The 13,814-nt window shown below is 66.1% G+C and carries 12 protein-coding genes and 1 pseudogene; 7 read left to right on the top strand and 6 right to left on the bottom strand.

Going from position 1 to position 13,814, the window contains the following annotated elements; genetic code table 11:
* Positions 1 to 51 precede the first annotated feature (51 nt).
* The gene (locus MJ797_RS04035) at positions 52 to 1,527 is read right to left on the bottom strand and encodes a TIR domain-containing protein (RefSeq protein ID WP_239331937.1); all 1,476 of its coding nucleotides are present in this window, start codon (positions 1,525 to 1,527) and stop codon (positions 52 to 54) included.
* A 429-nt stretch (positions 1,528 to 1,956) separates the two neighbouring features.
* On the opposite strand from MJ797_RS04035, the gene MJ797_RS04030 reads away from it, so the two are divergent.
* Positions 1,957 to 2,274, top strand: coding sequence for a toll/interleukin-1 receptor domain-containing protein (locus MJ797_RS04030; RefSeq protein ID WP_239331936.1), 318 nt, complete (start codon positions 1,957 to 1,959; stop codon positions 2,272 to 2,274).
* A gap of 159 nt (positions 2,275 to 2,433) precedes the next feature.
* Positions 2,434 to 2,598, top strand: coding sequence for a hypothetical protein (locus MJ797_RS04025; protein WP_239331935.1), 165 nt, complete (start codon positions 2,434 to 2,436; stop codon positions 2,596 to 2,598).
* A gap of 513 nt (positions 2,599 to 3,111) precedes the next feature.
* On the opposite strand, the gene MJ797_RS04020 is transcribed toward MJ797_RS04025, so the two are convergent.
* Complete coding sequence (locus tag MJ797_RS04020; protein WP_239331933.1) at positions 3,112 to 5,217, bottom strand: effector-associated domain EAD1-containing protein; 2,106 nt, start codon at positions 5,215 to 5,217, stop codon at positions 3,112 to 3,114.
* 1,135 nt (positions 5,218 to 6,352) lie between these two features.
* On the opposite strand from MJ797_RS04020, the gene MJ797_RS04015 reads away from it, so the two are divergent.
* Positions 6,353 to 6,598: a hypothetical protein gene (locus MJ797_RS04015; RefSeq protein ID WP_239331931.1), complete on the top strand. Its 246-nt coding sequence runs from the start codon at positions 6,353 to 6,355 to the stop codon at positions 6,596 to 6,598.
* Between the two features lie 5 nt (positions 6,599 to 6,603).
* Positions 6,604 to 6,747, top strand: a complete 144-nt coding sequence (locus MJ797_RS04010) for a hypothetical protein (protein WP_239331929.1) — start codon at positions 6,604 to 6,606, stop codon at positions 6,745 to 6,747.
* A 238-nt stretch (positions 6,748 to 6,985) separates the two neighbouring features.
* On the opposite strand, the gene MJ797_RS04000 is transcribed toward MJ797_RS04010, so the two are convergent.
* The 3 genes from MJ797_RS04000 to MJ797_RS03990 form a co-directional block, all read right to left on the bottom strand.
* Positions 6,986 to 8,062: a hypothetical protein gene (locus MJ797_RS04000; protein ID WP_239331927.1), complete on the bottom strand. Its 1,077-nt coding sequence runs from the start codon at positions 8,060 to 8,062 to the stop codon at positions 6,986 to 6,988.
* A gap of 1,063 nt (positions 8,063 to 9,125) precedes the next feature.
* The gene (locus tag MJ797_RS03995) at positions 9,126 to 9,341 is read right to left on the bottom strand and encodes a hypothetical protein (protein ID WP_239331925.1); all 216 of its coding nucleotides are present in this window, start codon (positions 9,339 to 9,341) and stop codon (positions 9,126 to 9,128) included.
* Between the two features lie 22 nt (positions 9,342 to 9,363).
* Positions 9,364 to 9,855, bottom strand: coding sequence for an RNA polymerase sigma factor (locus MJ797_RS03990; protein WP_239331923.1), 492 nt, complete (start codon positions 9,853 to 9,855; stop codon positions 9,364 to 9,366).
* A gap of 629 nt (positions 9,856 to 10,484) precedes the next feature.
* Between MJ797_RS03990 and MJ797_RS03985 the strand changes: the two genes are divergently transcribed.
* On the top strand, positions 10,485 to 10,913 hold the full coding sequence (locus MJ797_RS03985) for a hypothetical protein (protein WP_239331921.1): 429 nt from the start codon (positions 10,485 to 10,487) through the stop codon (positions 10,911 to 10,913).
* A gap of 151 nt (positions 10,914 to 11,064) precedes the next feature.
* Here MJ797_RS03985 and MJ797_RS27380 read toward each other — a convergent pair.
* Positions 11,065 to 11,160: pseudogene (locus tag MJ797_RS27380) on the bottom strand (hypothetical protein); the annotation flags it as partial.
* 382 nt (positions 11,161 to 11,542) lie between these two features.
* Between MJ797_RS27380 and MJ797_RS03975 the strand changes: the two are divergent.
* Both MJ797_RS03975 and MJ797_RS03970 read left to right on the top strand, forming a co-directional pair.
* Positions 11,543 to 13,006 (top strand): site-specific integrase, encoded by a 1,464-nt coding sequence (locus tag MJ797_RS03975; RefSeq protein ID WP_239331917.1) that lies wholly within the window; start codon positions 11,543 to 11,545, stop codon positions 13,004 to 13,006.
* 303 nt (positions 13,007 to 13,309) lie between these two features.
* On the top strand, positions 13,310 to 13,447 hold the full coding sequence (locus MJ797_RS03970) for a hypothetical protein (protein ID WP_239331915.1): 138 nt from the start codon (positions 13,310 to 13,312) through the stop codon (positions 13,445 to 13,447).
* The last annotated feature ends 367 nt before the right edge of the window (positions 13,448 to 13,814 follow it).

Genomic DNA, 13,814 nt, shown 5'->3' with positions numbered 1-13,814 from the left:
TGAGTGCGAAAATCGCCCGCGCACCGACGGGCGAGCGGAAGGCGAGCGGCGCTACGAGGCCATTCCGGGATGGCCAAGCGGTGTGGCCGGCCGGTACTTGCCGTCGACGGTCCGGCGGAGCTGCTCGCGCAGCTCGCGCTCGTCAGCGTCCGGGCTCCTGCCGGTCAGCCGGATGGGCTTGATGCTGGCCAGGAAGCCGGTTGGCTGATAGTCGCCGACGATCACCGGGACGAGGGAGCGGCCCTGCCCGACGGGGTCCTTCCGCCACGCCTCCATCCACACGGCCTGAGCCTTCGGCGAGTTGAGGAGGTTCGCGGAGACGATCACGATCGTTCGTTTCGCGACGGCCATCGCCTGCTCGAGCTTCCAGAGGAGGTTCTCCGCCGCCTGGATGTCCCAGGTCTCGATGTGGACGTTGTACGTCCGGTCCTTTTCCAGCGTGTGGGCGATCCACGCGCCCCAGCTCTCGTCCTTGTCGGCGGCGGCGATCAGGAAATCCCACTGCACGGCGTCCTCGGGTAGCTCGTCGGCACCACTCGCGTCGGTCGAGGCCGGCGCGGAGCCGGGGGTCGCGGCGCCGTCGCCGTCGGCCGGCACCTCGAGTGTCCAGCCGGTCAGTCCGGGAACCGTCAGCCAGGCCCTGCCGGTGAACTTGGGTACCACGACCTCGACCTCGCGGTACGAGCCTGGGTCCAGGCCGAGCAACTCCTGCGCCGTGGTGGTGCTGTAGAACTCCGAGGACATGATGACGGCGAGGCTCGCCGAGGGGTTCGCGGGGAACACCGCGCGGATCGGTGGCGCGTCCACCAGCCGCGTGCCGACGATGACGGCGTCCCCGGCCCAGCCGGTGCCGTCCTCCACGACGTCGCCGTGGTGCAGCGACAGTCGCAGGCGGATGGCGTCGGCATCCTTGCGGCCGCGGTTGTACCCACGCAGGCCACGGCGCAGCTGTTCGACCAGGTCGGCCGCCACCACCGCCTTCGGCACGTCACTGGAGATGACGGCGATGAGACCGTCGCCGGTGTCCTGAACCTTCACGGCGGCAGGGGAGATCTCGGCATCCGCGAGCGCGTCGTTGAAGATCTCTTGTAGGCCATCACGGATCGCGAGCTGCACCATGATGCCATTACGGCTGTAACCGACGGCGTCCAGCACGGCGACGGTAACGGGCCGAGGGAGCCGGTCGCGGCCGTTGGGCTTACCGACCGGCTCGGCTGCCGCGCCCCCGGACTCGGTGGCCGCGTGCCGGGCCTCGGCGACCCCCTGCTTGAAGACGCCGTTCGCCGGGTAGCGGTGCAGCGCGAGCTCGAGAATCCGCAGCCGTCCGCCCGGCACCGAGCCATCGCCGAGGGTGACGTTCACGTCAGCCCACCGGCCACCCGAGGTGGAGGCGTCCGGAAGGTTCTTGCGGCTGAACCCGGCCTCCGCCAGCAGGTGGTCGGCTGTCTGCCGCTGGTAGAAGACGTCCGCGAGTTCCGCGAGATCTTCTGCGCGCAGCTGGCGCAACTGCTTCACGTCGTTATTCATGACAACCCCCGTGGTGCCGACGCTGCTCACCAGGCTGGCCACGGACGCGGCTTGATCAGCCACGCACCGTCCGGCTCGCGAATGGCGCGATCGTACTCGCTCGGAGGGGCAGGCCGGCCGGGATCTTGTCGGCAGGCGTTGCCTGATCCTGCCCATGGCGGGGACAAAGACACGATCGGGCGCGCCCAGGCAGGCCCCACCAGGGTGGAGCCAGAACTTACCCGTAGATGGGGTCAGAGCCAGTTTTCAGAGACCGTTGACAAAGATCCGGAACAGACACCAAGACCGTCTCCAATTCGTCGACGAGCTGGACTGCCTGGTTCTCGCCCCAGAGGACGAAGGCGGCGACGCGGCCCAGGGCCGTGGCGGTCGGACGAAGGCGGATCGGGCCCATGCCTGGGCCCGCCGGGACGTGGCAATCATGGTGGGGTGACGAGCGCTGACGAGCCGACCGACTTCTTCATCATGTATGCCGGGCCCGACGAAGGCTGGGCGAAGTGGGTCGATCACCAGTTGCGCGAGGCCTGCTACACGACTGAACTCGACGTGTGGGACTGGGCCGCCGGCATAAATATCGTCTCGGCGCTTCAGCGGGCGCTTTCCCGGGCTCGGCGCATGGTCGCGTTGCTGAGCCCCGACTACTTCGACCCCCAGGGGAACCGGGCAGTCCTGGGTGCTTTTCGGAAACCCCTATTGAAACAATTATTTGATGAACGTAGACAAATAAAGATCTTTGACTTTTCATGATTATCGACCCGCCGATAGCTCAAAGTTGCGTGTCCATTCAGGGGTTAGTTGATCAAGTTGTTTGGCGGCGACCTTGGAGCAAGACGTGGGCAAGAGATTGAGTGGGTGTAGTGCGCAGCGCGCTTGATCTGTAGGCGACTCTGGCGACGACGAGGGATCGTGTCCGATTCGCCGCCGACGCCGCCTGCGGAGGACCCGCGGGCGGCCCTCGTGCGCTTGGGGCGGCTGGCGGAGGAGCTGGCCGCCGAGCGGCAGGCCCGCCGGCTGCTCGAGCTGCGGGTCGCCGAGCTGGAACGGCGGCTGGGCCAGGACAGCACCCCATGACGACCGTCGACTTGAGCCTCATCCAGATCGAGCAGAGCGAGATCGAGGAGGGCGCGCGCACTCTCGGCCGCGCAGCGAGCTGGCCCTCCGCAACCGCTCGGTGCGGCTCGCCATCCGCCTCCGCGACGCGCGCCGCCAGCTTGAGCCCTGGAAGGACACGCCAGCGGTACGGGGGTTCGACGAACGGGCCGCGGAGACGACGAGAACAGTGAGGCCGGCTCAAGGCCTGCCCCCGGGCTCCGGCATCGGCCAGGGCAGGGCGGCCAGCTGGTCCGTGCAGTGTGGGCTGGTTGGCCGTCACGCCGAGGAAGGTAATAGGCGACGTGCTCGACGAGCAGGTCGCGGGGTTCGGCTTGACGACGCGGTCGCTGCCCTCGATTAGCAGCCCGTGGTCCGCCTCGACGAGATCTTCCCGGGCTACAGGAACCGCGCAGAGTGCTGAGCCTGGTAGCCGGCATCGCGACCGTCGAGGGAACCCCGGGCAAATCCCTGGGTTCCCTCGACGCGGTTCAGTCATTCTTTGCAGTTGTACCGCGAGTCGGCGATCGGCAGGCAGTCAACCGCATGACGCGGATTTGCTCTCATGGCCGGGTCGGCCGGATCCTGAGACTCGGACATTATTGTCACGGGCTTGTTCTGCGGCGCGCCCGTCTCGGTACCATCCCACTTGATTTTTCCGCTCGCCCCGGTGATGTCCGTCTCACCGAGCTTGTCGGCTATTGCCAGCGGAGCGACGACGCCTGGACCGAGCTTGTGTTCGGCGGCCGCGTAGATGTTGATCGCGTCGAAAAAGATCAAGGCCTTTTCGTCGAGATCAGGATGGGAGCCTGTGGAGTTCAAACACAATGTTTGGTAGAAGGCATCGAAGTCAGGGCCGTCCGCCGAATAGGTCCGGAAGTCGCCGAGTTCCGGCGCGAGTAGTTCACAGGGCCTTGTGCCGTGAACAACCGCTGCGAGCGACACGTAGTCAAAATGGATCGCAGGAGCAATATTACGATTGTGCGGGTCAGCCAATAGACCGGCGGCGTCGCCGTCCGCGACAATCGCGGGATAGCGATGTGACGCACATCCCTGGTCGATGCCCCTGAGTAGGTCGGCGAAGTCTTCAGCGCGACCGTCGAAGAACACCACGCCCGGAAAAGGCTCCTCCGATCCATTCCAATGGCATAGTTCATTGCCGACCGTGAACGAGTTCTCGTGCGAGGCGCCCGTCGGAGGCGTACCCCGTATCGACCGAAACGGAGGCTCGGGCTGGATCCGGAAGCCGTCGGCTCGCGCGGCTGCTAGTACATCCCGGCTGAGATCGTTCGGATAGAGGTCAGTCGTGTCGTCAGAGTCAAGGACCACCGCCTCCGCCCGGGCGCGGGTGGGCACCACATTCTGTATGGCGTACGAAACCATTGCCGAGGCTTCGGCTTTGTCCGGGGCCACGATCTGGAAGTAGAGAGGTGGATGTGGCCCTGCGGTGAACTTGTCGTAGGCCAACGTGGGCGCCATAACCGGAATCTTGTGTTCCAGCAAGAATTGGACCAGACGGTCGGTCGGCTTGCGGCTGAACTCAGGGCCGACGACACCAACGATGTTCAGCCGGTTGTCCCTAGCCATCAGGTCAACGAGCTGCCGCCCAACGATGTCCGCGCTTTCCATCCTTGGACCCGCGTTCGCGAAGAGCACCTCGACCTTCGTGTTGGTCCCCTTGTTGTTCACCATCTGGGCCGCAGCCACACCAAGAAGATGCTCACGTTCGTTGACTCGGAGCACAGACACGCCGCTTTCCTTCTGCGGTGGCGGCTCCGTAAGATCGCCGATTAAAACCAGCGTCACATGCGGATCATCCTTGACCTTCTGATTCAGATTCCATATTAACTGACCGACGTCATTGAGCTTCTGGTCGGGCGGTGCGTCATCGTCGATCTGGAAGTTCGAGATGTTGTCGCTCACGCCGACGCAGCCGGATCCCGCAGCGGGAGTGACCGATCCGTAAAAGGAATCATTGGGTTGAAGTCCGCAGTGCGGCGCGAGCTGTGGCGGACCGGGCTCGCGCGAATCTGGGACGAAGAAAAAGACGATTCCAATGACGACGACCGCGCACACGCCCGAGACAGCCAGCCACCGGAACCGCCGCGGCCTGCGTCGGCTCGCGGGCGCGTTGGGGGCTTCGACGACCACCGCCGTCGATCCGCCGTCGGCGGCAGAACTGCCCGTTGAAGCCTCGCAAGCAGGCGGTGAGACTTGCCCCACAACCGCCTCGACCGAACCTTCGTCTGAGGTGACGTCATTGTCTCGGACGGTTACTACGTCCGACTGGTCTGTCAGGGTCGGTGCAGCCAGCAGGCCCGAACCAGCCCCGTCTTCAGCGGCGGCTAGTCCTGCCTTGAACGTGGCATTTGCTGGATACTCCTCCGCGGCCATTCGAAGGAGAATCTGGCGTCCGTCATCAATTATTCCCCACGCGAGTTGAGATTCGACCTCTCTCCAGAAGTGCGCCGCGTCCTGGTTGGTCGTGGGCAACCGCCCGACCGGCCAGCCGGCTCTCTCAAGAAGAGCGACGGCCTTATTTTGGCCGCCATACACACGCGTAAACTCCTTGACCTCATTCGAGGTCAGTTTCTCTTTCATCGCAGCCTTCCGTACTCCCCCGTCGAGCCGATCGCGCGGTCTGGCCGCGCGGCCTTTCCCTAGACACGGACGTCGCTGCGGCCCGCTGTCGCCAGATCTGTTCGTGAGCCAGCCGCGAAAAGCACGGCCAGCGCGAGTCCAGGCGTGAAGTCCGGTGTGACGGGCCGCGCCAGAAACGGCGCCGTACCTACGACGCGTGTCGGCAGCAGAGTAGCGCGACCCACATCCGAGTAGGCGGCCGACCGTCGCGGCCAGCTGATACAAGCCCCGTCTTCCGCGCACAGGGTCCGATGGGATGACCGACCCGCCGGCTTACGGTCCGTCGCGGCGTTCGTCGAGCTGCTGCATCGGCGGTACCTCAGGGCCTACGCGACCGGGGCGGTCGAGGTCCCGTAGTCAGGCAGGCCGCGTCCAAAGGGTATAATCGACTCGACTCGATTTCGCCAGCAGGCAGCAGCGCAAGGACGGCGAGGGCCGGTCGCTCTTCGACGTAGGCTAGGAGGCGGTTGTTGGTCTCGAAGGGAGGGTCGGCGGCGCGGATGAGCAGGTAGCGCTTGCTGCTATCCGGTTTGGTCAGCCGCGCGCATGCTGTTGGTCGACACACCGGAGGTAACTGCGCGCAGCGACCGGATGGTCCCTGTGACTTGGAGCCGGGGTGCGGGTGCGGAGCCGCATCCTCCTGCGCCACGGCGCCGACTGGAATCCGGCAGCCCTCCGGCAGCTGCGAGGCCGCCGTTCTGGTTCGTCCGGACAATGCGGCCCACCCTGGCGACCGCCGCCGACGGCGGGTACGTCCGGCCGAGCGCGTCTTCCTGCGGTGGCTGCGCGTGGTGCTGATGCCGGGACCCGGACCGCGTCGAGGTCGAAGAAGATGGCCGCCGCCAGGTGGCTCAGGAAGCCAGAGGAGTCGAGATGCGCCAGTTCCGGGCACGATGGGAGGAGCGGTTGCGGAGGCTCGTCGCGCATCAGCTTTTGGAACTCCAGTATGAAGCGGACCACGGCGCCTATGAACGCGGCGGTCGAGGTGCGCGGTGACGCCGGCGGAGTGGGTGCGCCTCCAACTCCAACGCGCCCCCGCTCTCAGCGCGGCCTACGACTCAGCGGACGCCGAACGGATGACCACCACGTTGACCAGTTGGTAACGGACCTGGTGCTGGCCTATCTGGCGAACCGGGATGTGGAGACCGAGAGCGGCCCGTGGCCCCGGGCGGAAGAGCTGGTGGCGGCAGAGGCGGAGATCGCTGAGATCATGGCCGCCTGCCGAGAGACGAAGCGCGGCGGCACCCGCGCCCTCCAGGTGGTGGAGGAGTTGGAGGAGGACGTGGCGAAGCTCCGGGCAGAGCGCAACGACTGCTCCGCACGCACTCCGGCCCCCGCCTGACCAACGTGGCGTCGTCCTGGCCCTGCCTGGAAGTGGAGGAGCGCCGCGACATCATCGCCACCGTCATCGAGGCCGTGGTGCTGTCCAAGGCCGATGGGCCGAAGAACCGTTTTGACCCGGATCGCGTGACTGTGATCTGGCGTCCCTGACCAACCTGCCCCGCCGGATCACTCTGGCGGGGCTTACCCTTGGCCGCATGGCCCTTCACCTGTCCGGCGACGCCGAGGCTGATGCCCTCATCACGTCCGACGCCTTGGCGCTCTTGGTGGGCATGGTTCTTGACCAGCAAATCGGACAAACAAGGAACAGAACGGAACGTTCTGTGATCAGGTGAACACGGTCGGCTCGGCCGTGTTGAGCCGGAAGGTCCGGCCCAACATCCTCGGCTCAGCGCGGCATCAGCAGCTGGAACGTGTACTCAAGGGCGATCAGCGCCTGCTGAGTGGCGGCGATGGCCCGGTCGTCCTCGGGGCCATGCTTGACGCCTTGCAACTGCTTCAGGGTTGCCGTGACCATGGTGGTAACGATCGTGACGCTGTTGCTGTCCAGACCGTAGTCCCGGATGATGTAGCGCACCCGGAGCCGCCGATGGGGCTTTCCGTTCTGGCCGTCAACCTCGTCCGCGTAAAGCCCTACCTCTTGACGCCATGCCAGGACTTCCTTGTCCGGCGCAATCATCCGGAGCGTCCAGTCAAGCGCCTCAACACCGGAGTTCGCCGCCTGAGAAGCCGCATCGGGGCCATTCGACGTCAGGGTGTGCCATGCCCCCTTCAGCTTGGTCACGGCCGGGGGATAGACGGTAGTAAGCCAGGCCGACAGCTCATCCATCATCTGGATTTGGCCGTCCCGCCACCGCTCCGGCTTCGGAGGGGCGGCCTCCTCATCCTCAGTAAGGCCCAGCTCGTTGCCGGTTTCGATGACCCCGAGCGCGCTTTCACCAAGCAGAACTAGGCGCTCCGGCCGTGGTGGAGGGGTTATCAACGCGGCATCGAGCGCCTGTTGCCATCCCTGGGCCGCCATATTTGAGTAGGCGGTGAATATCGGCGGCGGCGAAACTTTCAACGTCAGCTGGCTGGCGGCGGCAACCGCGTTGGCCACTTCAGCCATTCGGGCTTCAAATGCGCTGCTCGCGGCGAGACGGCCGATCTCCCTAACGGTATCAGCCAGGGGCGACAGCTTGGCAAGGTTACGGGCAATCTCAGCGTTGATGCCGAGGTTGATGGCGACCGGACGGAACTGCTCGGCCAGGCCAGCGACGACCTGCGCGTTCCGCAAAGCCTGCTCCTGAAAACGCCACGTCTCGGCAAGCTGCTGGGCCATCTTTATACCGGGGCTTTTAGACAAGGCGTCTAGCTGCCTGAAGACCGGGACGAACTGGGCTGCGATCTGTTCCGCCACCTCAGGTGGGATAGTCGGCTCCTCCTCGTTCGGTTCGTCGGGTTCCTCCCTATCGTCGGTTGCCACTTCGCCAGCTCCTCAGCTACGACGGCCGGTTCACCCGGTGCTTACATTCTTGACACATATTACGCCGAACCGTCCCGCTACCTGCGAGAGGGGTGCAGACCTTCTCTACGTCGCTCAAGCGCCGCTCCGCGCCGGCTCCCTCCGGTCGCCGTCGCGGTCAGGCGGGGGCGGTCTCAACCCGTCAGTGCACCGCCCGCCCCGCATCAGGACCCCAAGCAGAGGTTCGAATCGGGCTGGTGGGGCAGGCGAGGAGCCTGCCCAAAGACGATCAAGATTGCCGAACCCCCTGCTCGCAGCACGATGCGAGCGGTGCACTGACCGCTTGATTCCGCCCTTTCTTGGGCCTGCGCTCGTTATGCCATAGGACGATCCCCGCCCGCGTCGCGATGTTCGCGGAAATATCGCGATCATTGATCATGTCTCGAAGTTCCGCAATGCTTTTCACCGAGAGTTCCACACTTTTATTCTAGCTAAATATCGATGATAAAGAAAGCGGAATCACGGAACACTAGCGACAGATCGTGCCCTCGCCAGTGGTCGGGAGAACCGACCGCCCGCCGTGATCCTGGCCTCCGAGCGCGTTGCGTGCGGCCTGTTCCGCCGTCCTGCGCGCGTCTTGTCCCACCGCCGGACCACCGTCCTCTACCCTCGAAGCGTCGTGGTGGCGGCTACCCGCCACCGTTTCGGACCCGGCCACGCTGGCAGCAGCCGCACCCCGAAGTCACGAGAACCGTGCAGCTATTGGCGCTAGTGATGATCTAGATAGCGGCTCGCGCAGGACACGGCCGCCCTCAACGCCGAGCAGGTACGCCACGCACGGGACACTGCTCACCCAGCCCGAGAACTCGGCGCCTCGATCGCCCACTTGCTTGGCGTTGGCTCGCCGGGACTCGTCCATGCGCGATCAGGCTGCCCTGCAAAGAGGCCCGCGCCTCGGCGCCGCCGGCTGCGTCCGGGTGGATACGAGAGGCCGACGTACATTTTTCAGTAGCCGCCTGGCAGCGGTGGGGCTGCAGCCCCACCGCTGCCAGGCAGTGCCCTCGACAAGCGCTGATGTACGTGCCTAACTCTGTCGGATCACGCGAGTCGAACAAACCTCGCCGAGGTCGGCGGTGTTCGTTGACTCGCTTTCCGGACCGTTGTCGGCGCCGGCGGCGGCCAGAACCTGGCGGAGCCGGGCCTCGACGTCCAGCTTTTCCACCAACCGTTCGTAGGCTGCTTGGTCGATCCGACGGATGTAGGCGTCGAGACGCAGGTCCTCCTCGCCTGACAGTTCCATCGGTTCCCCTTTGGTCAGAGTTCTATTTTTGCCGCGCGCGCAACATCTCCGCGAGCGTGTTCTTGCCGTTGCGGAACTGCGAGCGGACCGTGCTGGGGGAGATCCCCAACGCCGAACCGATCTCCGCAGTACCAAGGCCGTCGAGGTACAGGCCGACGACCGCTCGCTGCCTGTCCGGCAGCGACTTGAGCAGACGGAGCCACTGGTCCCGGTCCTCGACCTCGTCAGCGAAACAACCGGCCCCCGAAGGCGCAGCACCGCCCTCGGGGGGCTCTTCGTCCAAGGGGACGTACTGGCGTTCCTTCAGCATGACCGTGGGGAACTCGCGGTGCGCTGTAGCCCACACCCAGTTCTCCGGCGACTCGATCTCGTCCCAGCGCTTGTAGAGCCGGGTCATGACGTCGGCGGCGAGCTCCTCCGCGACGCAGAGAGGTGCTCCTCGCCTCATCAACGAGTAGACGAGCCGAAGATAGTTCCTCTTGAACGTATCTTCGTACTCTGACCGATCCTTCATCGGCGTCCGTCCATTCAGTGAAAGCACCGAACCCTGGTGGTGCGGCACCGGACGGGTACAACATCCCGATCACTCTCCTTTGTCTAGTCGTCGGTTCCGAACTCACAATTCAGGGGCCTAGACTCGCGTGCGCTCCCCCCTAGGCGCAGGGCCATCAATCCCCTCAACAGCGTACGCAAGAGGGACTCCCCGGATACTCGTTAGCTTCTTTCCTTGGGTCGATCACTTCCTTTCAGGATTCGAAGAGAAGCGTTGTGAGTTGCGGCCCCGCCCCCCGTCGAGGTCGCGGCCCAAATTCTCACTTCCCGACGTCTCCCTTTTGGGCTCCTTCGAGGGACTAGCCGGCGGACGTCACGACCATCACGACCGCCTGCGATCGAGTTCTCATTCACCACCTCCTCTGCCGCCCTTCTCTGCCGCCCACGTACCGGCGGTATAGGGCGGTCGTCCTATAAGGCGCCCCCGGCGAGCGTTCGTGCAAGGCCCGAGCATGATTTTTGGGCTCCGGTCCGGGCAGGTGCGCGCGGCGCGACCCGCCCCTGCACGTTCGCCGCTGATCGGCACCTGTCCTCGGGAGAACAGGCAACTGTCGACCAACCGAGGAGTCGATCTACCCCATGGACGTGTTCATGGCTGCCGAGGTGCTGCCGTACACGACGTCGGCCGTCGGCGTGACTGGCCTGGCGCTGGCGCTGGCTGGCTCGGTCTCGGCGTTGGCCGCCGTTGTGACCGGCGTCCTCGCCGCGAAGGGCGGCGCCAACCCCGCCAACGCGGCGATCAAAGGCGGCACAGCGTTCGGCGGCGCCCTCGCGCTCGCCGTCGCGATCCTCGGACCGCTCGGCCTGCTGCAGGCGGCAACGACCCTGCCCTCGGTCGGCGTGACTGGCCTGGCGCTGGCGCTGGCTGGCTCGGTCTCGGCGTTGGCCGCCGTTGTGACCGGCGTCCTCGCCGCGAAGGGCGGCGCCAACCCCGCCAACGCGGCGATCAAAGGCGGTACAGCGTTCGGCGTGACGCTCGCGCTGGCCGTCGCGGTCCCGGGCGCACTCGGCTTGCTGTGACCGGACCGACGAGATGATCCACAGTTGCGCGACGCCGGCAGCCCTCGCCGGCGTGTGGGAGCCGGGCACAGAGCCCGTGATCCCCGGACGGGGGACGGCCCGCCACTCGGTCACGTCCAAGCGGTTGTCTCCGTGACCGCGTTAGCGAAGATCAAGGGTCTTTGTGCCAGGGAGCCCTGGGATCGGCAAGGGTGTCGAGGATCAGCTGGCACCAGGTGAAGGCGGTGTTGACGGCGAGATGGGCGTGGCGGGGGCCGAGACCGACACGGCTGGTGGCCGGACCGTGGCCGGTGCCCTAGCCGCGGTTGCGGAGCTCCGCGAGGCCGACCGCATGTTGGCCGACGCTCAGGATGCCGACGACGGCGGCAGATCGTTTGCCGACGGCAGGATGATCGAACGCCCCGTCCCGGAGGTCCGGGGCGGGGCGTTCGTGGGCGTGCTGTCGGTCTCGTGGGCGTACTGTCGCCGTGGTTGGCGGGTGTCGTTAGTACGCCTACCCGAGTTTTGTGATCAGTTGTGACCCGTGGGCCGACGATGGGCGGCCGGGCTGATGCGCTCTGAGGCGGTGCGGGGCATGAAGAAGCCACCGGCGATGATCGCGAGTTGTGTCGACAAGCAAAGATCAACCAATGGCTTCATGCCCCAGCGTAGACCCGGCCGGATGGAGCGAGGCGTTCGAGGCCTTCACGACCAGCCTTGATCATCGGTTCTGTCGGGTCGAGTCCCGGCTACGGCTGCGGCGCTTCCTGCGCGGCATGATGGCCGGACTGCAGCCACCCGGCGGTACGAGTAAAGGCCGGCGCCAGCCCTATGTTGGCCCGTTCGACACCCAGAAGGAGTGTAAGGACGCCCTGGCCGATGCGCTCGGCCAGGGCGGGCAGACCGGCCGCGACATCGACCGGAAAACCAAAGTCGGGGAGTATCTCGACCGGCGGCTGGCATGGCGGGAGTCGGAAGCCGAAACCGGCGACGGCCTGGCCCGCTCCACCCTCGCCGCCGAACGCGAGGCGATCATGCTGTACCTGAAGCCGGGCCTCGGGCACCTGCGCCTAGTCGAACTCCGTGACGCCCACGTCCGCGACCTGTACGCGGCCATGCGGCAGATCAACCGGAGCGAGGGCGAGGGCAAGCCGCCCGAGCTGCTGCGGCGCCTGCTCGCCGCCCGCGCGGCCCAGGGCGGCCGGCGTATCTCGACGAGACCCTTGTCCGAAGCCCGAATCCGGCGCATCCACGCCGTGCTGACCGGCGCGCTCAACGACGCGGTGACAGTCTCGAAAATCATCGACGTGAATCCGGCGGACGGCGTGTTGACGACGAAGGGCGGTGGGCGCAAGGGCCGCGCCCGGCCGCTGCTGTGGACGGCGGAGCGCACCGCCCACCGGGAGCAGACCGGGAAGATCCCCGCGAAGGTGATGGTGTGGTCGCCCGCCCAGTGCGGTGCGTTCCTCGATGTCGTCGAGCATGACCGGCTGTATGCGCTGTGGCATCTGGCCGCGTTCTGGGGGCTGCGCCGCGGGGAGCTCGTGGGCTTGGCATGGCCGGATGTCAGTCTCGATACCCGGCGGGTCCACGTCCGTCAGGCCCAGCCCGACGACACGCTCGGCGCGGTGAAGTCGGAGGAGTCGAACCGCATCATCATTGTCGATGAGACCACCGCGGCCGTGGGCCGGGCGTGGCGCACGGCCCAGCGGGCAGAACGGCTGGCGTGGGGTGAGGCGTGGACGGACAGTGGTCGTGTGTTCACCTACGAAAACGGCCAGCCGTTGAAACCGGCCTATGTCTCCCAGCGGTTCGACCTGCTCGTCGACCGGTACACCGCTCTGCGGCGCCGCAGCGCTGCGGGGTGGAGTGTGGAGCGGATCGCGCGGAAACACCGCACCAGCATCGACACGGTCCGGGTCGCGCTGGCCGGGCCGCCGTTGCCCCCCGTCCGTTTTCACGATCTCCGGCATGGTGCGGCCACGATGCTGCAAATAGGCAGTGTTGTATCGGATGCAACATTCGACAGTTTCTGTGATTGCGCTGCGGCAGCGTGTTTCACGCCTGCCCGGTCCGCCGGAGCGCTCAGCCTCCAGCCGCCTGAGCTGCGGTGATGGGTCGGCTGTTGCATGGGGTGACGCGATGTTGCATCGAGTTCTGTTGCGTTGGGCGCATCGATGTTGCGCTTGACGCAAGGGCGCATCGAAGAGCGGCGTGGCTGGGCAGCCATCTCCGGTGAGCATGCCGGGCGCCAGGATTGCCTGTGGCACAGGAGAAATCCCGGACCGCGGCAGCTTCACGACGTGCGGAGCGCCCATCACGGAGTCTCGCTCTGACCCGGAATCGATCAAGGCTCCACCGAGGAACTCGACGCGGCACGAACATTGCTGCCTACCAGTTATGCGGCCGGGGTCTCGATGAAGGTCGTTTCCGAGATCCTCGGCCACGCGTCGGAGTCCTTCACCGCCGACGTGTACGCGGTGGTCGCCGATGAGCTCGCCGAAGACGCCGCCGTGAAGATCGCCGCGTTCGTCCCGCGCCGGACGCGAGCGTAGCGCCAGGGACGTCTCGCAAAGATCTCCGATCCGTCGCGGTCGGTAAATCTGCCTGTGGCGGGGCATGGACCGGCGTGGGCCACTGTGGGCATGACCCGCCGGGTCGCGCCCATCGGATCCGCCGCGTCAGCCGTGGGTGTTTCCGGGATCCCCGGCGTGCGTCGGTGGCGATGCCGCGGACGGCCGCGGTACCGGTGTGGGTCCGTGGTGTCCGGGTGATGCGCCCGCGGTGCTCGCCTGCGATGGTCAGCCGCGGTGGCCGGGAGCGCGCGACGGGTAGATGGCAGTGAAGATCACAGCGTTCGGGTCGCTCCAGGACGGGGTAGATCGATGCTGGGCTGGGGGAGTGTGGATGTGCCAGCGGGGT

The organism is Protofrankia sp. CiP3 (assembly GCF_917627345.1).
In the GTDB taxonomy this organism is placed as follows: domain Bacteria; phylum Actinomycetota; class Actinomycetes; order Frankiales; family Frankiaceae; genus Protofrankia.
This window is presented reverse-complemented; position numbering and strand designations above follow the sequence as displayed.

Excerpts from the sequence above, each read along its gene's own strand:
- MJ797_RS04035 (WP_239331937.1), bottom strand. The coding sequence starts at position 1,527 with ATGAATAACGACGTGAAGCAGTTGCGCCAGCTGCGCGCAGAAGATCTC.
- MJ797_RS04020 (WP_239331933.1), bottom strand. The coding sequence starts at position 5,217 with ATGAAAGAGAAACTGACCTCGAATGAGGTCAAGGAGTTTACGCGTGTG.
- MJ797_RS03995 (WP_239331925.1), bottom strand. The coding sequence starts at position 9,341 with ATGGAACTGTCAGGCGAGGAGGACCTGCGTCTCGACGCCTACATCCGT.
- MJ797_RS03990 (WP_239331923.1), bottom strand. The coding sequence starts at position 9,855 with ATGAAGGATCGGTCAGAGTACGAAGATACGTTCAAGAGGAACTATCTT.
- MJ797_RS03985 (WP_239331921.1), top strand. The coding sequence starts at position 10,485 with ATGGCTGCCGAGGTGCTGCCGTACACGACGTCGGCCGTCGGCGTGACT.
- MJ797_RS03975 (WP_239331917.1), top strand. The coding sequence starts at position 11,543 with ATGGCTTCATGCCCCAGCGTAGACCCGGCCGGATGGAGCGAGGCGTTC.
- MJ797_RS03970 (WP_239331915.1), top strand. The coding sequence starts at position 13,310 with ATGAAGGTCGTTTCCGAGATCCTCGGCCACGCGTCGGAGTCCTTCACC.